Source organism: Pyrinomonadaceae bacterium, assembly GCA_036277115.1.
Classification (GTDB): domain Bacteria; phylum Acidobacteriota; class Blastocatellia; order Pyrinomonadales; family Pyrinomonadaceae; genus UBA11740.
In genome coordinates this window covers 1,581,951-1,606,906 of record DASUNM010000023.1, presented here as the reverse complement: position 1 = coordinate 1,606,906, position 24,956 = coordinate 1,581,951, and the positions used below count along the sequence as shown (strand labels likewise).

Here is a 24,956-nt window from a genome sequence, read left to right as displayed (position 1 = left end):
GCTCGGACAAGTTGATGTTCATCACCGCATCGGCGGGATTGATGATCTTCTTGTCCTCGATGAAGTCGCCCAGATATGAATCTTCCTCTTCGCCAATCGGCGTTTCGAGCGAGATCGGCTCCTGCGCGATCTTGAGGACCTTGCGCACCTTCGACACCGGGATGTCCATGCGTCGGGCAATTTCCTCGGAGGTGGGCTCGCGGCCGAGCTCCTGCACCAGCGCGCGGGACGTCCGAATCAGCTTGTTGATCGTTTCGATCATGTGGACCGGGATGCGGATGGTCCGCGCCTGGTCGGCAATCGCGCGCGTGATGGCCTGCCGAATCCACCACGTGGCGTAGGTCGAGAACTTGTAGCCGCGCCGGTACTCGAACTTGTCCACGGCCTTCATCAAGCCGATGTTGCCTTCCTGAATCAAATCGAGGAACTGCAATCCACGGTTCGTGTACTTCTTCGCGATTGAAACCACCAGCCGCAGGTTCGCTTCGACCAGTTCGCGCTTGGCCTGACCCGTCTGTTGTTCGCCGGTGACGATGTTTTGCAGTGAACGCTTAACGTCGACGGGAGAGATGTGATACTCCTCCTCGACGGTGCGCAGGCGTTTCTTCGCGTTCGAAACGTGTGCTTTGTAAGCCTTCTGATCGTCGGCCTTGAGGCGCTTCTTCGAATTAAGTCTTTCGGTGTAAGTAGAAAACTCGCGCTCGGCCGAACGTACTTCTTTCTGCACATTGCGAATGGCGTTGATCAGCCTTTGCCGCGACCGTTCCGTCATATTCAGACGGGCAACTTCATCGGCAATCTCAATTCGCAGGCGCCCGACGCGCCCGCGCAAACGCAGGACCTTCTTCGTCTTTTTGCCGCGCTGGGCTTTCGTTTCGGTCTTGAGTTTTGCGTACTCCTTCAGCGCGTTCTTAAAGAGCTTGCGCACACCCTCGATACCTTCGATCGTCCACTCGCGATACTCTTCGGCCTTGTCGTCTTCGCCGGCAAGCTCCGCCTGCTCAGAGAAAAGCACGACCTCGCGAATGTTAATTTTGAATTCCGCCAGCTCTTCGCCGATCTTCAAAAGTTCCATTACGGCAATCGGCGAGCGCGCAATCGACTTGTGCGTTTTCATCAAGCCGCGCTCGATGCGTTTCGCGATAGCGACTTCACCTTCGCGAGTAAGCAGCGGCACCACGCCCATTTCGCGCAGGTAGAGACGAACCGGATCGTTGGTCTTCTCCAGCGCGCCCGCGGAGAGATCCAGTTCCAGATCTTCATCGCTCTCTTCTTCTTCCGTCGCGATGGCGGCTGCCTGCTCGATCAAACGTTCGTCGGAGTCGGCGACATGAATGTTTGAAGCGTCCAGCTTCTGCAACACGTCTTCGATATCGTCCGGCGAAACAACGTTCTCAGGCAGCTCACGATTCAAGTCGTCGTAAGACAGAAATTTCTTGTCGCCGCCCAACTGGAGCAGGCGATCCATCACATCGTCTCGATCTTTTTCTTCACTAGCCACGTTATATTTTATCCTCGTTCAACCCACCCGCTACCGCAGGTGGTACTGACAAATCCCCGCAGGTGGTACTGACCACTGGGCCGCACCATGCGGCTCGATTAATTCAATGCACCGTTTTACTGACTTGCGCTGCCGTCAGATAATTGCCGCGCTGTTTGAATAGTTCCTGTTTTTTCGTTTCCAGCCTGTCGCGTTTCTCTGTTTCACCCGCGCGTTCCGCTTCGGCGACTTGCGAACTAAGTTCGTCAATCTCCCGATCCAGCTTCATCAGGCGCAAAGCATTCAGACAGCTATCAGCGTGCGTCAATGCGTCATCGAACGACTCAATTGGCTCGGCAATCATTAACCGCGCCAGCAACTCGCCGGTCGCGGGATTGTCCGGCGTTTCCGCGCTCAATGAATCGAAGTTGACTTCGCCTTCGTCCTCGTTCAGCTTGACCAGCGCGCGAAAAATTGGCGCCGTCGCAATTCCTTCGTAATCACTCGGTTCGAGCCGCGCCAGAACAATCTTTCGCAACTCTTCGCTCGCCAGCAGCAGTTCCAAAAGCTTTTGTTCCGCAACCGTCGGCTTCAGTTGCCGGACAACCACCTGCTGAACGGTTTGTCCGTCACCACTTGCGGCGCCGCGTATTCTTTGCAAAAGCTCGCGCCGCTGATCGTTTGGAATTCGCAGCCGATCCATTGCCTCATCAAAATACCCGCGCCGTTGAATCGAATCGCGGACAGCGCGCACAAACGGGAGCGTCTCCTCCACCGCCGCCGCTTTGTCCGCCGGGTTGTGAAGGTTACGATCCCGTACCGCTTGATCGATCACGAATTGTATATGGGGCTGTGCGTTGCCTCGCCGCTGCTGATACTCCGTGACGCCGTTTTTTCTGATGAAATCGTCAGGATCGGCGTTGTCCGGGAGCACCAACACCTTGACCTCAAGGTCTTCTGCCAGAAGAGTTTCGATCGCCCGCTTCGCTGCCTGCACACCCGCGCGATCACCATCATAGTTCACCACAACCTTACGCGCAAAGCGGCCAATCAATTTCACTTGCTCAGGCGTCAGCGCGGTGCCGAGACTCGCGGCTAAATTCCTGATACCAAACTGGTAAGGAACGATGAGATCCAGGTAGCCTTCGACGAGAATGGCGAACCCATTCCGCCTGATTTCGTCGCGGGTCAGGTTCAAGCCAAAGAGGTGGCGGCCCTTCGTGTAAGCCGACGTTTCCGGAGAATTTAGATACTTGGGCTCGCCTTCAGGATCCAGCGTCCGGCCGCCAAACGCGATGGGCTTCCCCTGGGCGTCGAACACCGGAAACATTAGCCGCCCGCGAAAACGGTCGTAAGATCCGCCTTCATCCTTTTTCACGACGAGGCCACTGCGCTCAAGTTGCTCCTGAGTAGCGCCCTTTTGGCGCAGATGGGTGGACAGGGCCTCCCAACTGTCCGGTGCAAATCCGAGCCGGAACGTCTTTGTCGTTTCTTCCGTCAAGCCGCGCTGCTTTAGGTACTGCCGGACGGAGGTCGCGGCTTTGCTCTGGAGCTGATCCTGCCACCATTGCAGCGCCCATTGATTAAGTTCGATGACCTCATCCGAATCGCGCTTGCGCGCTTCGAACCGTCCGTCGTCGATCATCTTCGGCAGGGGCACGCCGGATTTCTCGGCGACGATTTTGATCGCCTCGGGAAAAGCCACCCGCTCGATCTCCATCACGAAGTTGAAAACGGAGCCGCCTTTTTGACAGCCGAAGCAGTAGAAAATTTCTTTTGCGGGATTGACGGAAAAGGAAGGCTTGGTCTCTTTGTGAAAAGGACAACGCGCCACCCAATTCGCGCCCGCCTTCTTCAGCGTCACATAGTCCTGCACGATGCGGACAATGTCCGACTGGCGGCGCAGGTCATCGATGAAGGTTTGCGGAAAACGCACGAGTTAATTCTTGAATTCGGCGATCACTTCGATGGTGCCGATGATGTTACGGTTGAGTTCCTCAAGTTCTTCAGCAGGTATCCAATATTCCTGATGGTTCGCGCCCCCTACTGTCTTCACTTCATAACGATCGAGAAAAGACTTTCTTACACGAAAGCGCGTCACATAACCAAATTTGGGCTCGTTATATTTCGCATTCCAGTCGCGAGCGATTTGTGCCGCGTAATCTTCGTTCAGAACCGGATAAAAGAATGGCTGCTCAGGTAGTCGCGGAGGAAAGGCAGTGCTCTGGCTACGTTGGATTAGTTCGAGTTCTTGCTGTCCTACGGGACGAAAAAGCGTCAACCACGACGGTTCTTTGTTAGTCATTACTTCAAAGTTGCCAGCGAATCGCGGAATGCCTGCAACGACTTCACGTATTCGGCGCCCGCAACAGGTTTCAAATTATTGTGGCCGGCGCCATCCGCCCAAAAATTCATCTTCGGCTCGTTCGCTAATTCAAATAGTCGTTCGCCATGCCAAAACGGGATTACTTCATCCTGGCGGCCGTGAATTATCAGCACCGGACAGCGGACCGCTTTAATCTTGTCAGCGTTGCGGAACTTGTCGAATGGAAAGATGCGATAGCCGGTCACCACGCGAAACGCGGACACAAACGAGCTCTCGACGACGAGTCCGCCGAGGGGTTTCCGCGAAGCGAGGTCAATTGCGACTGCGCCGCCCAGCGAACGACCGTGCGCAATAATCCGATCCGGCGGAACCTTTAATACTTGAGTCAGGTAATTGTACGCGGCGTCGATGTCTTCGTAAGCATTCTGCTCAGTCGCTTTGCCGCCGCTTGTTCCGTATCCGTGATAGTCATAGGCAAAGATTGAAAAGCCGAGCGCCCTTATGTTTTCCAACTCAGGCGCCAGGGTTCCAAGGTCTTCAGCATTTCCGTGACTGAAGAGAATTGTGTAGGTAGCTTCCGGATTGGGAAGATAAGCCGCGGAAATCTCAATGCCGTCACCGGACTTTAGTTTCAGAGTTGAACTTGTATCGCGGTAATTGGTAACCGGCGGGAGAAAGATCATTCGTTCGGCGAACATTGTTCCGTACAAAAGCAGACCGACGTATGAAAGCACAAGCCCCACGATGATGGAAAAGAACAGACGCTTCAGGCCGGTGCCTTCAACCAGATGGAGTTTGAATGGGTGTTCTCCACTCCTCGCTCGCGGGGAGGGGGCAGGGGGTGGGGTTGCGACGCGCGTTAACCTCTCCCCTAACCCCTCTCCGCATGCGGAGAGAGGAACCGAATCCTCGCGTTCCTTCATGAATTGAGTTCAACTTGCGTTGCGCCGGATCCGCCCTTTTCAGGTGGCGCTGATGAAAAGCGCGCGACGTGCGGATGGGAGCGCAGGAATTCAGCGACCGCCTTACGCAGCGCGCCGGTGCCGTGGCCGTGAATTATGCGCACTTCGCTGAGGCCGTTCAGGAAAGCTTCGTCGAGAAACTTGTCCGCCAGATCGACGGCTTCATCGGTGGTCCTACCAATGAGATTAAGTTCGTGGTTCTGAGACCTGGAGTTCGAGTCTTTTGAGTGCAGGTGCAGCTCGGTTGCGGTTGCCTGTCTCTTCAGAGCCTCAAGAGAACCTTTGACCCGCCCGCTACCGCGGGAGGTACTGACTTCATTCTGCTTCGAGCTCGTACCGTCGAGCAGTTCAAGATTTAAGAGTTTCTCGCGCATGCGCAACGAGCCGACACGAACTTCCGCCTCGTCGTCTTTGATTTGATCGACGATGCCGGTCGAACCGAATGAAAGGAGACGAACCCGGTCGCCAACCGCAATCTCGCGTAGGGGGTCGCCGCTGGGAGGGTGCTTGGGAGCGCGGGCATCTTGCCCGCTGTCTTCCGACGGCTCGGGCGACTCAGCCGTTCGTGGTGCATCACTCACAACCTGCCCGTCGCGAACTACCTTCACGCCGCGCAACTGCGGGGGCAGGCCCCCTTCCTGACTGCGAGGTCCTCTAAGTTGGGCACGCGTTTTTTGGCGCGCCTCGTCAGACATCGCTTTGGCCGCGCGTTGTGCTTCGCCCTTGAGCTCAGCCGCTCGTTTCTGGGTTTCGCGCTCGACCTTGACGCGATCGGCGCGCTCTTGAATCTTCGCCAGAAGTTCGCGGGAAAGCTTTTCAAATTCGGCGAAGATGGCGGCCGACTGTTTTTCAAACTCAGTCTGCCGTTCACGTTCGCGCCGCTGAGAGTCGAGATCGAGGGTCGCGAATTTCTCAGCAACCGCCGCGCGTTCTTCTTCCAGGGCGCGCCGCAAGGCTTCGGCTTCATCGGCCTCGCGCTTAATCCGCCTTAGGTATTCGGTCGCAACCCGCGACGATTCTGTGACGTGTTCATTTGCGCCGGCGATGATGTCCGCGGGAATCCCGAACCGTTGCGCGATGTCCAAACCTGAAGAGGATCCGGCGACTCCGACAAGTAAACGATACGTCGGCCGCAAAGTCCGTTCGTCAAACTCGACACTGGCGTTCAGGACGCCGGGTTCATTCGCCGCGTACATTTTCAATCCGGAGTAATGCGTCGTGGCCAGCACGTGAGCGCCGCGCTGCTTGAAATGATCGACAACGGCAACGCCCAACGCTGACCCTTCCTCTGGATCGGTTCCGGTCCCGACTTCATCGAGTAGTACGAGGGACGAAGAAGATGGGGGCGAGATGTCCGCGCTGCCGGAGCAGATTTCGATCATCGTCGCGATGTTTGCAACGTGTGAGGTGAAGGTCGAGAGATTTGCCGCCAGCGACTGATGGTCCCCGATGTCGGCAAGAACTGATCGATAGAAGGGGACCCGCGCTGAACGCGCAGGAACCGGCAGCCCAGAGAGAGCCATCAGCGACAGCAGACCCGCGGTTTTCAGCACGACGGTCTTCCCACCGGCGTTCGCACCCGAGATCACCATCGTTGTCTGCTCATGATCCAGCGTGAATGAAACGGGCACGACTTGACCGCCGGATGCGCGCAGATTCTCCTCGAGCAGCGGATGACGCGCGTCGAGTAGTTCCAGGTTGGCTATGAGGTCAGTACCGGGAGCGGACCGGGGTCCCTGCGCGGGCAGCCCGCGTGGGGTGGTGGATGCGACCGGGTGGTCATGATCGACAAAAGCAACGCTCGCCGACGAGCGGACCCGGTCGCTACCGCTCCCGGTACTGACCTCACCCCTGGCGCTAGTCTGTGCCACTTCAGGCACCACACAATTGAAGCGTTCGCCGAACGCGGTCTTCGCATTGATTACGTCAAGCACCGCGACGGCCACCGCGGCCGCTTCGATCGCCGGCAACTGCGCGCGCAGGTCTTCGGAAAGACGAAATAAGATTGCAGCGATCTCCCGTTGTTCCGCTTCGCGGAGCGTTTGTAATTCATTGTTGGCCTCGATTGTCGGCATCGGCTCGATAAATATCGTCTGTCCCGATGACGAAGAACCGTGCGCGACGCCATTGATGCGGCCCCGATGATCCGCGCGCACGGGGATGACGAACCGATCGTTGCGAACAGTGACGAGTTCTTCCTGAATTGCCTCGGACGAGCGGCGCATCAGGTTTTCCAGCGATCGCGTGATCGATGAACGAAGCCGTCCGACGTCGTGACGAATGCGGGCCAGCTCAGGACTCGCACGGTCATCCAGTTCGCCGTTCGGCAGAATCTTCTTCGTGATCGCGGTCGCGAGCTGCTTCAGGTCGGGTGAAAGCGCGGCGACTGTGTCGAAGAGCGTCGGAGAGTCTTCGCGTTCCGCGAGGATCGCGTTTCGCGCATCCAGAGCTGAGTTGCACAGGCGCACCAGATCGAGCATGGCCAATGGTTCCAGGGCCGCTCCTTCGATCTTCAAACGCGCGATTGACTCGCTCGGATCAGCGACGCCGTCGAACGAGAAGCGCGCACCCCGCGCGCGCAAACTGATCGCTTCGCCAAGTTCAGTCAGCGCGTGCCGCAGTGGCTCCAGATCGTCGAACGGCTCGAGGTCCGCGACCCGCGCGCGACCCATGTCGGTTTGCGCGTGCCGCCGTACGAGTTGGCGCAACTGATCGAACTCAAGAATTCCGAAAGCCTGAGGATTCATGGAAGAATCAATCTTACACCGCCAGGAACCTATCCGCAGATTAGACTGATAGGAAATTGGTTCATTGGAACATCGATCCATTGAATCATTGACCTATTCAAACCGAACCATTGAATCAATGAAGCAATGAATCAATGAAGCAATCGTCCCCCTTCACCCCGCTTTGCCCGCCTTTACCTTTAGGCGTATATTCGTCAACTTCCATTACGCCAAAGAAAGGCACTCGTTCATGCCCACAGTTCCAATCACAGTCGCCCATGGTGACGGCATCGGGCCGGAAATCATGGAAGCGACGCTGTTCATTCTGAAAGAAGCAGGCGCAAAACTCGACATTCACCGGATCGATATCGGCGAGAAAGTTTATCTTGCGGGCAATAGTTCAGGCATCGAGCCAAGTTCCTGGGATTCGCTGCGCAGCAACAAAGTATTTCTGAAAGCGCCGATCACGACCCCACAAGGTGGGGGCTTCAAGAGTCTCAATGTGACTGTGCGGAAGACACTCGGCCTTTACGCGAATGTGCGGCCGTGCGTTTCGTACTCTCCATTCGTTGAGACAAAGCATCCCGGCATGGACGTCGTAATCGTCCGTGAAAATGAAGAGGATCTTTACGCGGGCATCGAGCATCGGCAGACGGACCAGGTCATCCAATGTTTGAAACTGATTTCACGGCCTGGCTCGGAAAAGATTGTTCGTTACGCTTTCGAATACGCCCGCCGTCACAACCGTAGGAAAGTCACTTGCTTCACCAAAGACAACATTATGAAGCTGACCGACGGTCTGTTTCATAAAGTCTTCGACGAAATCGCTGCTGAATATCCGGACCTTGAGAACGAACATTGGATCGTTGATATCGGCGCGGCCAAGCTCGCCGACACTCCGGAAGCTTTCGACGTGATCGTGATGCCGAATTTGTACGGCGACGTTTTGTCGGATGTGGCGGCGCAGATCGCCGGTTCGGTGGGGCTCGCGGGATCAGCAAACATCGGCGAGAACATCGCCATGTTCGAAGCGATTCATGGCTCGGCGCCGCGCCGCGCGGGTCAGAATCTCGCCAACCCGTCTGGTTTGCTGCTCGGCGCGGTAATGATGCTCGTCCACATTGGCCAGTCTGCAATTGCCGAGCGCGTTCACAATGCGTGGCTGCGCACGATTGAAGACGGTGTCCACACGTATGACGTCTACGACGAGAAAGTAAGCAAACAAAAAGTCGGTACTAAGGAATTTGGCCAGGCCATTGTCGAGCGTCTCGGTAAGAAACCGCACACGCTGAAAGCGGTCACCTATAACCAGGACAGCGGCGAGGGAGTGTTTGCCGAAGAAACGATCTTCAAAGAACGCTCAGACACCAAGAAAGAGTTGGTGGGCGTCGATGTGTTCCTGGATTGGATGAAAGGCTCGCCGGACGACCTGGGCGCGGCGCTGACCGATATTACGCCGGAGGATCTCAAGCTGACGATGATTAGTAATCGCGGCGTAAAGGTTTGGCCCGGCGGCAAGTCTGAAACGTTCTGCTCCGATCATTGGCGTTGCCGTTTCGTAAGCCAGAACGGCGGCACCATCGAGCATCAGCAGATCATCAATTTGTTGTCGAGCGTTGACGCCGGTGGCTTTGATTTCATCAAGACCGAGAACCTGTGCAACTTTGACGGCGAGCGTGGATATTCTTTAGATCAAGGAGAGTAGCTGACTCCAACACTTCGAACACAGTCTATCTGAAAACTGCATGGCTAAGAAAAATCCGCAATCCGCAATTCGCAATTCGAAATCTCTAGTCGCGGTCCTCATGGGTAGCAAGTCCGACTGGGACGTAATGCGTTCAGCATCAGACACGCTGAAAGACTTCGGCGTGCCACACGAATCGCACGTTATGTCCGCACATCGCTCGCCGCAGCTAGCGGCGGAGTTTGCCGGCAAGGCTGACTCACGCGGCATCCAGGTGATCATTGCCGCCGCGGGCGGCGCCGCTCACCTTGCGGGTGTGATGGCGGCGCACACAACTCTGCCGGTGCTGGGCGTGCCGATGACCAGCGCGCTCAATGGACTTGATTCTTTGCTTTCGACGGTGCAGATGCCGGGTGGAATTCCGGTAGGGACTTTAGCAATTGGAAAAGCGGGAGCCACTAACGCCGCTTTGCTGGCGATCGCAATTCTCGCTAACAGCCGACCTGAACTGAAAGAAAAATTGCGCGAATTTCGCGCCGAGCAGGATAAGAAGATCCGCGCCACGACCCTAGACTGAACCTAAAGTTATTCCTTCGGGTCCAACTCACGCAGTTTGTTTTCTAAATCCTGAAGCGCCGCCTCGAGTTGCGTGCGGTAACGTTCATTCGTGGCTGCCTTAAGGCGACCCATAATTTGGGTTCGCGAGAGCAGCAGATGCTGCCGCTGGTTCTCCAGTACGCGCTCTTGCGCAGAGAGGTGGAGTTTCGCTCGATCGTCCTTCGCCGCCTCAGCATCAGCGACCTGATCTTCAACCGATTTGCTTTCCCAGCCTCGCGCCATAATTCAGGATCCTCGCAGGTTAAGGTGAATGTGTATCCGATACTGCTCGCAGTACTGTGCCGATGATCTTCTAAAACAATCCCCGCGTCCACCCGCCATCGACTTGCAGGGTCACGCCGGTGATGTAAGAAGCACGCTCGGAAGCGAGGAATGCAATCGCCGCAGCGATTTCCTCCGCGCCCGCCATGCGCCGCATGGGTGTCTGCGTCGCCCACGTTTCAATGATTTCCTGCTTTGATTTGCCGGTCGCCTTTGACCGCATGTTCGCGAGTTCGCTCTGCCGTTCTGTCAAAGTGTAACCCGGCGCGACGTTATTCACGGTCACCCCGTCGGTGGCGACCTCATTCGAGACCGTTTTCGCCCAGCCCGTCAGTCCGGCACGCACGGTGTTGGAAAGCAGCAATCCTTCCACCGGCTGTTTGACTGAGATCGACGTGACGTTGATGATACGGCCCCACTTGCGCTCGCGCATGCCGGGCAGAACCAGCTTCGCCAGTCGAATCGCAGAGAGGGCATTTAACTCAAACGCCTGGCGAAACATCTCGATGTCCGTATTGTCGAAAACTGTCGCCGGCGGGCCGCCTGCGTTCGTCACGCAGATGTCCACGCGACCGGCGCGTTCAAGAGCGAGCGCGACAAACCTTTCCGTGTCCTGGCCGTTCGTAACGTCGGCCGCAATGCCGGCGATGTCCGCGCCTGTCTCTTTGTGAATGGCTGCGGCGGCTTCCGAAGCGCGCTGTTCATCACGCGAGCAAAGAAAAACTCGCGCGCCCTCGCGGGCCAGCTCAAGCGCGGCCGCATAGCCAATGCCGCGACTGGCGGCGGCGACAAGTGCAACACGATCTTTGATTCCTAAGTCCATAACTGGTCTCGGAGAGTCGAGCCGGGGCATTAGCCCGCGCGTAAGCAAGGGCTCGGGCTGGTGAGGCCTCCCTTACGGTCGGGCTAGTGCCCCTCATCCATCGCGCCCGTGCACTTACCGATTAGCCGCACCGGATCGTCGTCATAAAAGATCCGCGACTTCGTTTGCTTCGGAAAAGTCTCAGCCAACTTTTTGATTTCATCAGCGACTCCGCCCGTTCCCGTCAGACAGCCGATTATTTTTCCTTCGTCGTACGCGATGGTGAATTCATTCAGCGATCCGATCGAGCCGGAAATGAATATCACGACATCGCACGAACGCACCAGGACCACGTTTCGACCTTTCAATCCAAAGCCGGTATAGATGATCGCGTCACAAGCGTCGAGCGGCAGCTCGTATCGCTCCACGTGTTCCTCGGCGTTGTGCGCCGGCGAAATACCGACGTGCGTGGCGCCGGAATCTCGCGCGGCTTTCCCGGTTACGTAAACCACCCCGGTCGTCGCGCCGGTCAGCAGGATCGCGTCACGCGCGGCAATTGCCCGGCCCAACGCCTCTGCTTTTGCACAAACGTCCGGCATTTTTTCCGCCGAACCCATGACACCGATTTTGATCTTCATGACTTTACGTTAGAGGGGGGCGTTGCCCGCCGCGTGGTGTCAGTACCGAGAGCGTTAGCGACCGGGTCAGGGGTCAACGTTGACTGATCGATCCACCTCGCTACCGCTCGGGGTACTGACACGCGGTGACACGCGGGCCTCTGCCACGTCCCACCATTTCCGCGTTACAAACCAGATTATTCCAGGCAGCAGAAAAAACACGCCGATCGCGGCCGTTACCACGCGCGGCGAGAATCCGAACCGATCCATCAGTTCGCCCACAGCATAATTCGAGGCTGCCATTGTTAGGGTAACGAGCGTTAACTCAGCCGCAAAGACACGGCCGCGGAACTGATCTCCAACGGTTTGTTGCAGAAGCACCGTTGAGTACACCCAGAGGATGCTGCCGCCGGCGTGAGCGACGAGCAGGCACAGCAACGCAAGCGTGAAGCTTCTCGAAGTTCCGAACGCAGCGTAAAAAACTCCGGCGATCAGGAACGCGACGCCAATCGAAGTCTGCATGTGCCGGCGTGTTTCGCCCACCCACCGGCGTGCAACGATGGGTCCGATGGCCGTGCCGATACCCCGGGCCGTGAACAGCACGCCGATGCCTGTCGCGGTCTTCCCGGCTACCGGGAAAACCCGCTCGCCGAAAACCGCGAGCAGCGTCAAGATCCCACCGCCCACTCCCCACGAAGTCTTGACCATCAGGTAAGCCAGCACGCGCGGACGCTGCTTCACATAGCGGGCGCCTTCAATCGTGTCGGTGATGCCGACCGCTTTCGCGACTGTCAGTTTAGTTTTCTCGCGCGCCGGGCGTTTCGGAAGACTCACCCGGCTGATCAAGATTGCCGAAGCCAGGAACGTCAGCGAATCCAGGATGAATGCGGCATTCGTCCCGAACAATCCGGTCACGACGCCACCGATGGCTGCGCCGGTAGTCAACATGATCGACCATGTGACCGAGGCGATGGCATTTGCCGGAAGTAATTCGCGATCCGAAACGATCGAGGGAATGGCGGCGGTCTTCGCCGGTTCGAAGAATGCTGAGAACGCCAGTTGCAAAACCGTGAGCACGTAAACCAGCCACATTTGATCCGGACGGCGCACGAACAAAAATCCGAGCACTACCAGCGCGCGCATGATGTCTGAAGCGATCATGATCGACCGCCGGCTGAACCGGTCGGCCACGACGCCGGACAGCGGGCCCATGACGACGCTCGGCAGGAAACGCGCGACCATGATCAGCGCGACTGATCGACTGGAACCTGTCAGTTGCAACGCTAGGGTGTAAACGGCAATTGTGTCGAACCAATCGCCCATCTGGCTGACCACCTGGCCTAACCAAAGCATGCGGAACTGCCGGTTCTTCCGAAGCAGCTCTAAATAACCGACTGACGGCGCCGTCGCGACGGTTGGTTGAACTCTGTTTCGCAGCTTCATCCGATTTTTGGAAGATGATGAACGGTGCACCGGCCAAATGAAGTTGTCAACGCGACTGCCGTCAGTCTGACTTGTCAGAATGAGAAACGTGACCGCATCTGCCCGATGAACTAACGCGGTGTCATCAGAAATCCACGCAAATAGGCCAGCTTCCGCGAAAGACACTTGCGGCACACGCGTTGTAATCGTGAATGGCGCGGCTAGGAAAGCTTAACCGCTGTTGGGCCCACCGCACTGGGTCCGCTAGCCGCCTAAAAATTATGACCCGAAGCGCGCGACTCTTTTGCCCTGTTACTACACCCCAGCCGGCGAATGCGTGCCAGCATCGCCGACTTGCCCAGTGCCGCGCCGAACTGAAATGCCGAGGTTGCTCCCGGTTGAAGGTTTCGGCGCGGACTTTTTTAGACAGAAATGATGACGTCTTGTTTAGAGGCGGGCTACTGCCCGCCACGTCGGTTTGCAATTCGGCGGGCGGTAGCCCGCGGCTAAACGATTAAGCAAGGCAAACATGAAACTGATCGACATGTCTGATTACAACGGCGCGGCTCGGCCCTATTGGTACGTCCTCGCCGTCACCGGTATTTCGGTATTCGTTTGGGTCCTCCAGGGCGGCATCAAATACGCCGTGCTGAGCGTACCTGTGCTCGCCGTCACCTTCTGGACTTACAAACTGTATTTTGAGCGCCTCAACGCAAAGACACGCGAAGCTGAGGAGATGAGCCGGCTGCATTTGGCGACCGCCGAGGCACTGGCCACCGCGATTGACGCGAAGGATCAGACTTCGCATTGTCACGTGCGACGCGTGGAAATCTATATCGATGGCCTGGGCCGGTTGCTTGGCTTGTCTGAGAAAGAGCTGGCCGCCTTACGCGCAGGCGCGTTGCTGCATGACATTGGCAAGCTGGCTGTGCCCGATCACATCTTGAACAAGCCAGGATCGCTGACGCCTGCTGAGTTCGAGAAAACAAAGATTCACACGACTGTCGGGGCCGAGATTCTCAGCCGCGTCAATTTTCCGTATCCGGTAGTCCCCATCGTCAAGCACCATCATGAGCGTTGGGACGGCTGCGGGTACCCCGACGGCTTGAAAGGCGAAGAGATTCCGATCACTGCGCGCATCATGTCGGTGGTTGATTCTTTCGACTCGGTTCGCGAAGACCGGCCGTTCCGTCCAAGTATGTCGCGCGAAGATGCGATCAGCCTGTTGCGCAAAGGCGCCGGCACACATTTCGATCCGAACATCGTTGAGTTATTTATCGGCGAATTACCGCGGTTTGAGTCTGAGATTTCCAGTCGCGGCCTCGACGCAGAAATTCATTCCAGCAACCCTCCGATGCCGATTGCACCGGCTGAAGACGAAGTTGCAAGTGCGCGCGAGAACACTTCTTTCGCGGCGTACGATGAAATTCGCAACGCGCATCGAGAGGTGTATGCGCTTTACGAAATCGCACGCAAGTTCAGTTCGTCCCTGGAGATGGATAGCACTCTGTCAGTGCTGGTCGATAAGGTGGGGCATCTGGTGACGTTCGATACGTGCGCGGTTTACCTTTACGACGATATCAAAGGTTACGCGTCCGCCGCCCTCGCCGTCGGCCGCGACGCCGAAGCTTTGCGCAATCGATGTGTCGCGCCGGGCGAAGGTGTCACCGGTTTTGCGATGGCGAACCGCCGCTCAGTAAACCGGCTGCAACCGAGTCTCGAATTCGATCTACTCGGGGTGAAACTCGATGCGCGCTATCGTTCGATGGCATCGCTGCCGCTGTTCAAGGGCGATGTCTTGCTCGGCGCGTTGTCGCTGTATTCGACGTCGCTTCGGGAATACACCAACAACCAGATTCGTTTGCTCGAGACAGTCACGCGTTTGGCGTCAGACGCGCTCGCGAACGCGATGCATCACGCGCAAGCCGAATCCAATGCTCTGACCGATTCGTTGACCGGGCTGCCAAATGCGCGTGCGCTCCATGTGCGATTCGACCAGGAGGTCTCGCGCGCGCGTCGTAACAATCGTCCGTTCCAGGTCATCATGCTGGACCTCGATGACTTTAAGATCGTCAACGATAGCTTTGGTCACAAGATCGGCGACCGCATGTTGCGCGAAGTTGCCAGCTTGATTCAGAACCAGCTCCGGGAATACGACTTTCTCGCCCGCTATGCAGGTGACGAGTTTGTCGCGTTGCTGCCGGACTTGACGGTGCAGCAGGTGGAGGAACTGAGGGACCGTATTGAAATGGTTGTCAGTTCGTTCTCGCTGGGCGTGGGCTCGGGCTCGCAAACGCGCGCGCGGGTGGGCATCTCGATTGGCGCGTCGATTTTCGGCGCCGACGGCGAGACCTTGGATCACCTTCTAATTGCGGCCGATCAGGCGATGTATCGCGCGAAATCGGCCCACAAGACCGGCGCGCTGCCACTGCTGCAGGCGCCGGAAGTCCCCATGAGCACGTCCGTCGCCCCGTCCGGGGAAGCCGATACCGAAAATCTAGTTACCGCTTCAATTAATTAAATAATCTTGACAACTCCCGCCTCGATCTTCCAATCTGGAAACTGGCTGCGGACAAGTTTGTCCGCTTCGGGCGCAGTCCACCACAAACGCGCTCTTCAAAATACCCGGCCATTTGTTTCCGGCCCGCCCCTCTCATCCTCTGGAACTCGCGTGTTGCATCAAACTGTTCGGTCCTCAATGTTGACCTTAATGTCTGTTTCTCCTGCGTTCGAGACTAATCCGGCGACCCTGCTCGTAATCGACGATGATTCGTCGGCGCGCGAGGGCCTGCGCAGCATTTTTGAGAGCGCCGGTCATCGCACCGTCGCGGTTGGCGACGCACCATCGGCGCTGCGATTCTTGAAAAAAGAGCAGTGCGACCTGGTGATGCTCGATGTCGAGCTGCCGGAAGTTGATGGTCTCGCTCTTTGTCGTCTACTGCGCGCGCAACCGTCGCTGCGCCAATTGCCGGTGCTGGTGTTTTCAGCGACCGACAACGAGCAGCGCAAGGTTGAAGCTTTCAGCGCCGGCGCCGACGACTACATCGTCAAGCCTTCGACACCCGGGGAACTCATCTCCAGGGTCAATTCGCACTTGAGTGGCGCGCAACGCGAGTCGCAACTGACGGATGCGAATCATGAATTGCGTTTCCTCGCCGACCTCGGCCGCGGTTTACTGCAAACTCTCGAACCTGATCAGGTGGCGCGCCGCGTCGCGGGTGCAACGTTCGAAGGCATCAACGCCGCTTTGTGTGCCTGTGTGGTGAAGAATAACGGCCACGGGTTTGCCATCTGCGCCTTCGACCGGGAAGGCAACGCTGAAGGCGCATCACTGGTCAACAGCGAACGCTTTGCGGGATGGTTAGACTCGAAGCGCGCCGCCACTCCGTCGCTACTGACCAATGAAAGAGAATTCCTTTTGCACGACGATCGGCGGACGACTGAGTACATCAGTCCGCTCCGGTTCGGCGGCGAAGTCCTCGGCGCTCTAATCGTCGCGTTCGACAGTCCGCAAGACTATTCAAATACTGACTGTGGTCTCATTGACGCTGCCGCGCAGCAGGCGGCCCTCGCCGCGCACATCTCGTTGTTGTATCTACACGCGCGCGAATCGGCCGCGACGCTTGCGGAAGAGGTTGACCGCCGCGCCGTCGAGGCGGAAGTACAGCAGCGCTTCACCGAAGCAATCATCGATAGCCTGCCGCTTTCGCTGTACGCCATCGATCGTGACAAGCGTATTGTGGCCTGGAACCGCAATCGCGAATTGGGTGAACTCGGCATGCCGCGCGGACAAGTGCTGGGCAGAGACATCTTCGATGTGCTGACAAAACAAAGCAGGGAATTACTGGAGCGCGAGTTCAATAAGGTATTCGCGACCGGTGAAATACACCGCGTCGAGCAGGAGGCGATTACGCAATCCGGCGACGCTAACCACTGGCTTATCAGCAAAATACCCATGCACGCCGACGAAACGGACGAGGTGACGCACGTCATCACAGTCGGCGAGAACATTACTTCCCGGGTCAAATCTGAACGCGCTGTCGCGCGCGCTGAGAAGCTGGCGGCCGTTGGTCGTCTGGCGGCCGGCGTCGTCCATGAAATCAACAATCCGCTGGCGACGATCGCGGCCTGTGCTGAGTCGCTGGAGACCCGAATCGCGGAAGGCGCTTTCGCTGAATCTTCGGATGTTGAAGACCTAAAAGAGTATCTCGGTTTGATCCGCGATGAAGCTTTCCGCTGCAAACAGATCACACATGGGTTGCTGGACTTCAGTCGTTTGCGCGCCGGCAATCGAGTCCCCGTGAATCTGGCCGAGACGATCAAGATGACGGCGCGGCTCGTCACCCATCAACAGCGTGGGGACAACAACATTCAGATCGAAATCGAAACTATGAAAAACCTTCCCGAGATATTGGGTGACGAAGGTCAGTTGCAACAGGCGGTGGTCGCGCTTGCGACCAACGCGATTGATGCAATGCCAGAGGGCGGCACGCTCACGCTACGTACGGTTCCTGCGGGACCGAACGTGACTATTGAAGTCACCGACAATGGCGTTGGCATCTCTCCCGAGAACCTCACCAAAATTTTTGATCCGTTCTTCACCACGAAGGACGTGGGTCGCGGCACCGGCCTCGGGCTGGCGGTCTGTTATGGTATTGTATCTGAGCACGGGGGCCGCCTCGACGTCCGGTCAACCGTAGGTGTTGGTACTACTTTCACCATCTCGCTACCCAAAGCGAGCGATTAAACTAACGGCGCCAGCCGTCGATTCAAGTGCGGGAGTCGAAAGCGTGGACGAACAACGCAATGCAAGATTACTGATAGCCGAAGACGAGGCAAACCTGCGTCTGGTGTTGCAGAAAGAACTGCAGCGGCTCGGCTATCGTGTGCACGTCGCACCCGACGGCGAAGCGGCCTTGCGAAAGCTTGAAGAGAGCAATGTCGATGTGCTGTTGTGCGACATCAACATGCCGCGCATGGACGGCATGGAGTTGCTGCGCCGCGTTCACGAACGGCCCAACCCTCCCGAAGTCATCATGCTCACGGGCCAGGGCACCATCGAAACCGCGGTCGAGGCGATGAGAACCGGCGCCTATGATTACCTGACCAAGCCTTACAGCATCAGCGAACTCGATGTGCGCGTGCGCCAGGCGGCTGAGAAGCGGAACCTGCGGGTTGATAACCAAAGACTGCGGGCCCAAATTGAGCGCAAGACCGCCATTCCGGAAATCATTGGGGAATCGAGAGCGATTGCGGAAGCGATTCGCCTGGTTGAACGGGTCGCGCCGTCTGATGCATCAGTACTGATTACCGGCGAGTCCGGCACCGGCAAAGAATTGATCGCGCAGGCGATTCACCGGCTTTCGAACCGGGCGAACGGAGCCTTTATCGATTTAAACTGTGCCGCGTTTCAAGAGTCGCTGCTGGAATCTGAATTGTTTGGCTACGAAGCGGGCGCCTTCTCTGGCGCGAAGGCTCGCAAGCTGGGATTGATTGAGCTGGCTGACGGAGGCACTCTATTTCTCGATGAAGTGACTGAGCTGCCGGCGAATTTGCAGGCAAAGCTTCTCCGCGCCATTGAGACGCGCACCTTCTTCCGTGTCGGCGGCGTGCGCAAAGTCGAAGTCAACGTGCGCATCGTGGCGGCGACGAACCGCAATTTGGATTCGGTAGTAAACGATGGGACGTTTCGCGCCGACCTGCTCTATCGCATCAACAGTTTTCAAATCCATCTGGCGCCGTTGCGGGAACGCACGGAAGATATTCCCCCGCTGACAGAACACATTTTGAAACAGCTGGCCGGGGCGAGCGCGCCTGTAGTTGAACCGGAAGTTGTGGAAAAGCTGCGCGACTACGGTTGGCCAGGCAACGTTCGCCAGCTGCGAAATTGTTTAGAGCGGGCCGTGCTGCTCGCCAACGATGGCCGCATAAGCGTGAGTGAATTGCCGCCGGAAGTCGCCGGCCGGACGCTGGGCGTGGCCTCGTTTGCAGTCACACCATCCACGGGCGCACCCAACGGAGGGGATGTTTCCACGCCGACGGCTCTGCGCGACGTTGAGAAGCAGCAAATCATTAATGCTCTGGAGCAGACCGGCTGGCATCGAGGCAAGACGGCCGCTTTGCTCGGCATCTCGCCTTCAACGCTGTATCGGCGTCTGCGCGATTATCATTTAGAAGGAAAGCTGCGCTAGCCATCCTGTCAGAACCGCCTGCGGTAGCGGGCGGTTGATCTCCGGTGGGTCGAAGGCACCGAAAACAAAGCTCAACCAGCCGCTACCGCAGGTGGTTCTGACAAAGACAAAAGCCGCAAATCCCAGGAGCACGGGATCCGCGGCTTTCGATTTTCTAAAAGCGACTTTTTCAGACTTGATTCGCAGCAGCCGCAGCAGCAGCTTTGCGTTTCTGCTGTCGTCTTCGGTAGTACAGTCCCGCCAAGCCGCTTCCCAACAAAGCCATCGTAGCCGGCTCAGGGGTGGCCGTCGGTGGACAGGTAGTCAAGGTTAAGGTGATGCCGTTGTTCCAGAAGTGGCAGTCCGGATCCAAACCCAACGCGAGATTGCCACCGTTGAGAATGAACACGCTCAGAATGTTTAGCTGGTCGGCGGTAAACGTGTAGACAAAATCGCGCGGCGTGGTGGTGAACGATTGCTGCGTGAGCAAAATGTTTCCCGTGCCCGGCGCTACCAGTGGATTGCTGCCGAGCAGTGAACCAGCAAAGTTATCTCGAATCTGCGACGACGGCACGGGCGTCCCGGTAGCATCCGTGAATGAAGCGATGCCGGCATTGCGTGCGGTGTCGAGGAGATGCATGAAGAGCATGTTGGGATTCGTGTCCCAGTTGCTGATGTTGTGGAACGTCAGGGTCGCGCCCATCAGGGTATGGCCCTGCGGCAGGTTGATATTGTCGATGCGCCAGGTGTAGGCGCGATGGTGATCCAAGTCGACTTGCCGGGGTCCGCCATTACCGGCATTCGGTGCGGTAGCCGGGGCTTGGAACGTAATGACGTCCGCGGATGCGGTGGCTGGTAGCGCGAAAACAACGGCCGCGGCAATCAGCAGTAAAAGGTTTCGCACGATCATCTTCCCTCCGAAAAGTCGTCTTGACTCATCACCTGAAGGAAATGGTTAGTAGGTATGCAATTCCGAAATTCCGATAAAAACGGCTGCTTTTAGCTGGCAATTCGAACTGGAAACCTGAGGCTATTCAGTCTAAAGAGTCTGGTTCAGAAGGTTCTAACATCCTCTTCACGGGCGAGAAATAAGCGAGCGCGATGATCATTCCTTCAGTGGCGCCGGATAAATAACCGAATAAAGACGCCCAGCCGGAACTAACATACAACTCGGTCAGTGGAGTGCTAATTACGGCCGCCGCGAAAGTGGCAAGGAATAACGTCCTGCCCCATCGTTGTTCCAGGCACAGTCCCACCGCCCCCATTAGCCCGGTTAATAAAAGTATCCAGCCTAACCAGTACGGCACGTCGCTCAACGGGGGCCAATTCGAGTTCTGGATGGCGAAAACACTTTCACCGGCAGTTAGAGCGTTCGTCGTCATCTCATCTAACAGTGTGTATGCCAGCAGGATTATCTGATTGCCGACGACTAAGAGTTTGAACATGTGTCTCGACATCAGGATGACGAGAGGCTAGCTGACACTCTTTAACAGCTTCCGATCAATTTTGCCCCGATCATTCTTCGGAAGTGAGGGGACGAATTCGACCCAGCGAGGATACTTGTACAGGGCGAGACGTGACTTAGCGAATTGCTTGATGTCTTCGACCAGCGCATCGCCTACCGCATGCCCATCACGCGCGACGACGAACGCTTTTGGTTTCACCAATCCACCTTCATCTTCATGCCCGACGACTGCGCATTCAAGTACTGCCTCGTGTTGCAACAGACAGTTCTCAATCTCCGCGGGCGCGACAAAGATGCCACCGACTTTGAGCATGTCGTCGGTGCGCCCGTGATACCAGTAATAACCTTCCGCGTCGATATGAAATTGATCGCCGGTTGTGCACCAGTCACCGGCAAATGTCTCTTTCGATTTTTCATGCGCGTTCCAGTAACAAAGCGAGGCTGAGTCGCCTTTGATTCTCAGTGTGCCCATTTCGCCGGTCGCGACTTCGTTACTGTCAGCATCGACGATCCTTGCTTCGTAACCTTCGACAATACGGCCGAGGCTGCCGGGCTTCACGTCATCGGGCCGGTTCGTAATGTAGATGTGGAACATCTCGGCTGAACCGATGCCGTCGCAAATCTCCACGTTAAAGGTCTGCTTCCAACGGTGATAAAGCTCGACCGGCAGAGCCTCGCCGGCTGAGTAGCAGAACCGTATGCTGGAAACGTCGTGCGACGCGGCATCGTCTGCGTTAAGCATTCCATTGATCATCGTCGGCACGGTCGTGAGAATGGTCGGCCGGTATCGTTCGATCACTTCGAACAACTTCTCCGGAGTCGAACGTTCGGCGAATAAAGCAGTGGCGCCTCCCACGGCAAACGGAAACAGCAGGTTCGTTCCGGTTGCATATCCGAAAAAGAGTTTCGGTACAGACACCGTCAAATCATTTTCGTTCACGCCCATCGTGCGCTTCGCAAAGACTTCAGTGTTGTAAGGCAGGTCATGCTGCAGGTGCACCGCGCCTTTCGGATGACCAGTGGAGCCTGAAGTGAATAGCCAGATAGCGATGTCGTCACGATGCGTGTCGGCGGCGCGGCAGGCGATGGGTTGGGACTCGACCGTTTCAGCAAACGGAAAGTACTTGACGCGGCCGCGCGGATCGACCAGCTGTTCTTCCATCGCGGCTCCGTCGTCAACTACCAAAACGGAACGCAGATGGTTCGCGCTTGAGACCGCCTCGACAAACGGTTGCGCCAGAGACTGATGCACGACCACCACCCGCGCGCGCGTGTACTCGAGATAGTAACGATAGTCATCCGCAGGCAGCAGCGGATTGACCATCGTGATGACGGCGCCAATGCGGGCTGCGCCAAACCACGTCCAGGCAAACTCCGGACAATCCGGCAGAACAATCAGCACCCGGTCTTCCATTTCCACGCCGAGTTCGCGCAGCGCGTTGCCCGTGCGATTCGACATCCGCCCCGCCTCGCCGTAGGTGTAAGTTTGATCTTTGAAGTAAAGACAGACCTTGTTTTCGCGCCCTTCCTCCAAATTGTGGTAGAGGAAGTAATCGGCCATGTTGAAGCGTTCAGGGAATTCGACAGGCATGAGTTCGGTGAGTTTCAGGTTTTAGCAAATGGGCATCCCGTGTCGCCGTGCTGCGTGCTCAGATACGTCCGGGCTTCCCACAGCTCGGGAAAGAACTTGTAGTCGAGCGTCGTCTTCAAATAACCAACACCTTCTGAGCCACCCGTGCCTTTTTTCGTGCCCACCATGCGCTCCACCATCTTGATGTGATGCGAACGCCACAGCGCGAAATGTTCGTCGTGTTCGAGCAGCCCTTCGGCCAACTGATATTCTTTGTAGAGCTTTTCCGGATGCGTCAGGATCTCAATGATCGCGCGCACGCGGCGTCCGCGACTGCTGCGTCGTTCGTCTTCACTCTCTTGCTCATCAGAGGCCGGCGCGTCAAAGCCCTGGCGGCGAAGCAGGGCGAAGAATGCGTCGCCGAGCGAAGGTGTATCCCGCCGCGCTTGCAAGCGCTTGTGCGCGAACTCGTCATCCTTGAACGCGCGCGCGACCGATTCGTGTTTCAAGCCTGAAGCAAACTCAATTTCGCGAAACTGCATTGACTGAAAACCACTGGCCGGATTTAACTCGTCGCGAAAGCCGAGGAAGCTGATTGGCGACATTGTTTCGAGGATGTGAATTTGCGTAATGAGCAGCTTCTCGATTTCGACCACGCGCTTCATTGCTGAGGCTGCTTCGCCCGTCGCGTCTTCATTCATCAGACGCAGCGTCGCGTCAATCTCATGCAGGATCTGCTTGAACCAAAGCTCGTACGCCTGATGCACGGTGATAAAAAGCAGTTCGTCGTGGTGCGCCGGAGACGATCGAAGCGTCTGCAGTTCGATCAACTCCTGCACGCGCAGGTAATCGTTGTATGAGAGCGGAGCGTCTTTGCCGTATTCGGTGGACATCTTTGTGTAGGTTCAGTTCGGGAAGTTGGGCATTGCTTTGATGCGATTGGCCTGCGCGAGGTGCCGGTAGCCGTGGACAATAGTGACCACGAACGCGTCCGCCAGACTGTAGCGCATCAGCGGCGTAACCGGTGAGCGCAGACGCGCGCGATTGTAATCAACGCCTTCGCTGTCGTGCACGAAGCGGACAAATTCTTCCTGCTGCTTAAGAAATAATCCCAACGGGTCCTGAATCGATGACGAGTCAGAAGGCTTGAAGACCTTGGGCGCTGGAACTTTGCGCGTCGTTTCCGGAACCACTTGTTTGATTAGCCAGCCACCGACCAGGCTGGGCCGGTACGGAATGGCGCCGTTCGTCGGCCACTTCAGACGTGCGCTTTCGATTAATTGTCTGAAGTAGCTGTTGAACTGCCGGGACGTGACCGCGAGATGCTCGAGGCATTGCGCGATACTCCATTGCTTTGCATCAGGTTTCCAGTTGAGCTGCTGTTGGGTAAGTCCGCGAACCAACTCACTCGCCGTCGCGTTGTTCTTCTTAGCTTCCGAGACTATCGTCCTGATGAAATTCGGCGAGTCAGTAAATTCTTTTAATCGCTCTGACGGTTTCAAAACGCAGCTCCTGCTTTCCCTGCCGTCTGGTACTCGCGGTTGTCGCGGATCTTTTTCATCTCAGCGACGATCAATTCCAGCTCTTCGTCTTTCGTGTAGAAGTGCGGCGAGATGCGCACGCCTGCGCCAGGCCGGTAATCGACAATGAATTCGCGGCGAATCAGTTCTTTGGTGATCTTGGCGGCGTTGTCGTCCCAAACTGTAATCGTGCCGCCGCGTTGCGCCGAACTTTTCGGACTGGTAACGCGGAAGCCGGCCTCTTCTGCTAATTCGATCAATGCTCCGGTTTGGCGGACACTCTTTTCGCGAATCGCTGCGACCCCGATTTCGTTGATTACTTTGTAACCCGATTGCGCCGCGTAAAGTGCCGGGATCGCCGGCGAGCCGTGCAGAAACCTCGTAACGTTCGGCGCGTAATGCATCTCAGCTTCAAATGCGAACGGCTGCTCGTGCGCCATCCAACCGGTCGTCTTTGGCTCAAGCTGATCGAATAAATCGGGCCGCACATACAAATAACCCGCACCCGGCCCGCCGCACAGCCACTTCACTGAACCGCCGGTCGCGAAGTCTACATTCAACTCTTTGACGTTGAAGGGGACGGTGCCCGCGGATTGATAGCAATCGAGCACGACCATGGCGCCGACTTGATGCGCGCGTTCGGTGATTGCTTTTGCGTCCTGAAGGAAACCGCTCTTGAAAAGCACATGCGAAATCGGGACGAGCAGCGTCTCTTCATCAATCGCCGCGAGCATTCGCTCAAGCGGAATCGTGATGCCGTCGTCGGATTTAACGCGATCGACCCGCAGCCCATGGGCGCGCGCATGCGCTTCATACACGTACATCACGGACGGGAAGTTTAGCTCTTCAAAAACGATCTTGTTCCGCTTTGAATTGGCCGCAAGCGGCAGCATCGCCGACAGAATCAGTGACTGACAGACGGAAACGTTCTGATGCATCACCACGGTGTTTGCGTCGGCGCCGATAATGCGGCCGACTTCGTTGCCAACGTTGACCGGCATCTCCCACCAGCCTTCGGCCCACGCGCGCACACCACGCGTGGCCCAGGCGTCGGCAAACTCATGCAGCCGATCGTAAGTCGCGCGCGGCATTGCGCCGAGACTGTGCGAGATCAGGTAGACAGTCTTGTCCAGAATCGGAAATTCAGAACGCCACTTGAGAAGATTGTCAGTCAAAGGATTGGTACCTGGGTCTTAATTTACCATAGGCAACGCGCTAGTCGAGCAATGAGGTCAGTACCGGGAGCGGTGGCGACCGGGTCACAGTTCGCTAGCTCGATCGCCATCCTCTTGCGACCCAGTCGCTACCGCTCCCGGTACTGACCTCATGTTAA

20 protein-coding genes are annotated in these 24,956 nt (G+C 56.9%); 5 read left to right on the top strand and 15 right to left on the bottom strand.

Annotation, left to right across the window (positions count from 1 at the left end):
* From VFX97_13640 to VFX97_13620, 5 genes are all read right to left on the bottom strand, one after another.
* Positions 1–1,501 (bottom strand): sigma-70 family RNA polymerase sigma factor (locus VFX97_13640; GenBank protein HEX5704240.1); only part of this gene is annotated, 1,501 nt, incomplete at its 3' end.
* Between the two features lie 103 nt (positions 1,502–1,604).
* Entirely contained in the window at positions 1,605–3,416 is a 1,812-nt protein-coding gene (gene dnaG / locus VFX97_13635; protein ID HEX5704239.1) for a DNA primase, read from the bottom strand.
* A gap of 3 nt (positions 3,417–3,419) precedes the next feature.
* Positions 3,420–3,785 (bottom strand): hypothetical protein, encoded by a 366-nt coding sequence (locus tag VFX97_13630; GenBank protein ID HEX5704238.1) that lies wholly within the window; start codon positions 3,783–3,785, stop codon positions 3,420–3,422.
* On the bottom strand, positions 3,785–4,729 hold the full coding sequence (locus VFX97_13625) for an alpha/beta hydrolase (GenBank protein ID HEX5704237.1): 945 nt from the start codon (positions 4,727–4,729) through the stop codon (positions 3,785–3,787). Before VFX97_13625 ends, VFX97_13630 begins: the two co-directional genes overlap by 1 nt.
* A complete protein-coding gene (locus VFX97_13620; GenBank protein HEX5704236.1) occupies positions 4,726–7,515 on the bottom strand; it encodes a Smr/MutS family protein in 2,790 nt (929 codons plus the stop codon). Before VFX97_13620 ends, VFX97_13625 begins: the two co-directional genes overlap by 4 nt.
* Before the next feature lie 229 nt (positions 7,516–7,744).
* Between VFX97_13620 and VFX97_13615 the strand changes: the two genes are divergently transcribed.
* Both VFX97_13615 and purE read left to right on the top strand, forming a co-directional pair.
* Positions 7,745–9,199 (top strand): NADP-dependent isocitrate dehydrogenase, encoded by a 1,455-nt coding sequence (locus tag VFX97_13615; GenBank protein ID HEX5704235.1) that lies wholly within the window; start codon positions 7,745–7,747, stop codon positions 9,197–9,199.
* Positions 9,200–9,239: 40 nt separating this feature from the next.
* Positions 9,240–9,755, top strand: coding sequence for a 5-(carboxyamino)imidazole ribonucleotide mutase (gene purE / locus VFX97_13610; protein ID HEX5704234.1), 516 nt, complete (start codon positions 9,240–9,242; stop codon positions 9,753–9,755).
* Between the two features lie 8 nt (positions 9,756–9,763).
* On the opposite strand, the gene VFX97_13605 is transcribed toward purE, so the two are convergent.
* The 4 genes from VFX97_13605 to VFX97_13590 all read right to left on the bottom strand — a co-directional run bounded on the left by VFX97_13605 (position 9,764) and on the right by VFX97_13590 (position 12,919).
* Entirely contained in the window at positions 9,764–10,018 is a 255-nt protein-coding gene (locus VFX97_13605; GenBank protein HEX5704233.1) for a hypothetical protein, read from the bottom strand.
* Positions 10,019–10,088: 70 nt separating this feature from the next.
* Positions 10,089–10,880, bottom strand: coding sequence for an SDR family oxidoreductase (locus VFX97_13600; GenBank protein HEX5704232.1), 792 nt, complete (start codon positions 10,878–10,880; stop codon positions 10,089–10,091).
* An 83-nt stretch (positions 10,881–10,963) separates the two neighbouring features.
* Positions 10,964–11,497, bottom strand: coding sequence for a hypothetical protein (locus VFX97_13595; GenBank protein HEX5704231.1), 534 nt, complete (start codon positions 11,495–11,497; stop codon positions 10,964–10,966).
* A 66-nt stretch (positions 11,498–11,563) separates the two neighbouring features.
* Positions 11,564–12,919, bottom strand: a complete 1,356-nt coding sequence (locus VFX97_13590) for an MFS transporter (GenBank protein HEX5704230.1) — start codon at positions 12,917–12,919, stop codon at positions 11,564–11,566.
* A gap of 508 nt (positions 12,920–13,427) precedes the next feature.
* On the opposite strand from VFX97_13590, the gene VFX97_13585 reads away from it, so the two are divergent.
* The 3 genes from VFX97_13585 (at position 13,428) to VFX97_13575 (ending at position 19,089) form a co-directional block, all read left to right on the top strand.
* Positions 13,428–15,419, top strand: coding sequence for a diguanylate cyclase (locus tag VFX97_13585; GenBank protein HEX5704229.1), 1,992 nt, complete (start codon positions 13,428–13,430; stop codon positions 15,417–15,419).
* Between the two features lie 177 nt (positions 15,420–15,596).
* Positions 15,597–17,645 carry an ATP-binding protein gene (locus VFX97_13580; GenBank protein HEX5704228.1) on the top strand — a complete coding sequence of 683 codons (2,049 nt, stop codon included), beginning with the start codon at positions 15,597–15,599 and terminating at the stop codon, positions 17,643–17,645.
* Positions 17,646–17,688: 43 nt separating this feature from the next.
* Complete coding sequence (locus VFX97_13575) at positions 17,689–19,089, top strand: sigma-54 dependent transcriptional regulator (protein ID HEX5704227.1); 1,401 nt, start codon at positions 17,689–17,691, stop codon at positions 19,087–19,089.
* Positions 19,090–19,258: 169 nt separating this feature from the next.
* On the opposite strand, the gene VFX97_13570 is transcribed toward VFX97_13575, so the two are convergent.
* The 6 genes from VFX97_13570 to VFX97_13545 all read right to left on the bottom strand — a co-directional run bounded on the left by VFX97_13570 (position 19,259) and on the right by VFX97_13545 (position 24,798).
* Positions 19,259–19,972: a PEP-CTERM sorting domain-containing protein gene (locus VFX97_13570; protein ID HEX5704226.1), complete on the bottom strand. Its 714-nt coding sequence runs from the start codon at positions 19,970–19,972 to the stop codon at positions 19,259–19,261.
* Between the two features lie 130 nt (positions 19,973–20,102).
* Entirely contained in the window at positions 20,103–20,513 is a 411-nt protein-coding gene (locus VFX97_13565; GenBank protein ID HEX5704225.1) for a hypothetical protein, read from the bottom strand.
* A gap of 27 nt (positions 20,514–20,540) precedes the next feature.
* Positions 20,541–22,124 carry a benzoate-CoA ligase family protein gene (locus VFX97_13560; protein HEX5704224.1) on the bottom strand — a complete coding sequence of 528 codons (1,584 nt, stop codon included), beginning with the start codon at positions 22,122–22,124 and terminating at the stop codon, positions 20,541–20,543.
* A gap of 14 nt (positions 22,125–22,138) precedes the next feature.
* On the bottom strand, positions 22,139–22,996 hold the full coding sequence (locus tag VFX97_13555) for a tryptophan 2,3-dioxygenase family protein (GenBank protein ID HEX5704223.1): 858 nt from the start codon (positions 22,994–22,996) through the stop codon (positions 22,139–22,141).
* Positions 22,997–23,008: 12 nt separating this feature from the next.
* Complete coding sequence (locus VFX97_13550; protein ID HEX5704222.1) at positions 23,009–23,605, bottom strand: DinB family protein; 597 nt, start codon at positions 23,603–23,605, stop codon at positions 23,009–23,011.
* The gene (locus VFX97_13545) at positions 23,602–24,798 is read right to left on the bottom strand and encodes an aminotransferase class V-fold PLP-dependent enzyme (GenBank protein HEX5704221.1); all 1,197 of its coding nucleotides are present in this window, start codon (positions 24,796–24,798) and stop codon (positions 23,602–23,604) included. The genes VFX97_13550 and VFX97_13545 overlap by 4 nt, the downstream gene beginning before the upstream one ends.
* Between the last annotated feature and the right edge of the window lie 158 nt (positions 24,799–24,956).

What these genes read in the sequence shown, in the direction of transcription:
- VFX97_13630 (HEX5704238.1), bottom strand. Translation starts at nt 3,785, where the DNA reads ATGACTAACAAAGAACCGTCGTGGTTGACGCTTTTTCGTCCCGTAGGA.
- VFX97_13625 (HEX5704237.1), bottom strand. Translation starts at nt 4,729, where the DNA reads ATGAAGGAACGCGAGGATTCGGTTCCTCTCTCCGCATGCGGAGAGGGG.
- VFX97_13620 (HEX5704236.1), bottom strand. Translation starts at nt 7,515, where the DNA reads ATGAATCCTCAGGCTTTCGGAATTCTTGAGTTCGATCAGTTGCGCCAA.
- VFX97_13615 (HEX5704235.1), top strand. Translation starts at nt 7,745, where the DNA reads ATGCCCACAGTTCCAATCACAGTCGCCCATGGTGACGGCATCGGGCCG.
- purE (HEX5704234.1), top strand. Translation starts at nt 9,240, where the DNA reads ATGGCTAAGAAAAATCCGCAATCCGCAATTCGCAATTCGAAATCTCTA.
- VFX97_13605 (HEX5704233.1), bottom strand. Translation starts at nt 10,018, where the DNA reads ATGGCGCGAGGCTGGGAAAGCAAATCGGTTGAAGATCAGGTCGCTGAT.
- VFX97_13600 (HEX5704232.1), bottom strand. Translation starts at nt 10,880, where the DNA reads ATGGACTTAGGAATCAAAGATCGTGTTGCACTTGTCGCCGCCGCCAGT.
- VFX97_13595 (HEX5704231.1), bottom strand. Translation starts at nt 11,497, where the DNA reads ATGAAGATCAAAATCGGTGTCATGGGTTCGGCGGAAAAAATGCCGGAC.
- VFX97_13590 (HEX5704230.1), bottom strand. Translation starts at nt 12,919, where the DNA reads ATGAAGCTGCGAAACAGAGTTCAACCAACCGTCGCGACGGCGCCGTCA.
- VFX97_13585 (HEX5704229.1), top strand. Translation starts at nt 13,428, where the DNA reads ATGAAACTGATCGACATGTCTGATTACAACGGCGCGGCTCGGCCCTAT.
- VFX97_13580 (HEX5704228.1), top strand. Translation starts at nt 15,597, where the DNA reads ATGTTGACCTTAATGTCTGTTTCTCCTGCGTTCGAGACTAATCCGGCG.
- VFX97_13565 (HEX5704225.1), bottom strand. Translation starts at nt 20,513, where the DNA reads ATGTTCAAACTCTTAGTCGTCGGCAATCAGATAATCCTGCTGGCATAC.
- VFX97_13560 (HEX5704224.1), bottom strand. Translation starts at nt 22,124, where the DNA reads ATGCCTGTCGAATTCCCTGAACGCTTCAACATGGCCGATTACTTCCTC.
- VFX97_13555 (HEX5704223.1), bottom strand. Translation starts at nt 22,996, where the DNA reads ATGTCCACCGAATACGGCAAAGACGCTCCGCTCTCATACAACGATTAC.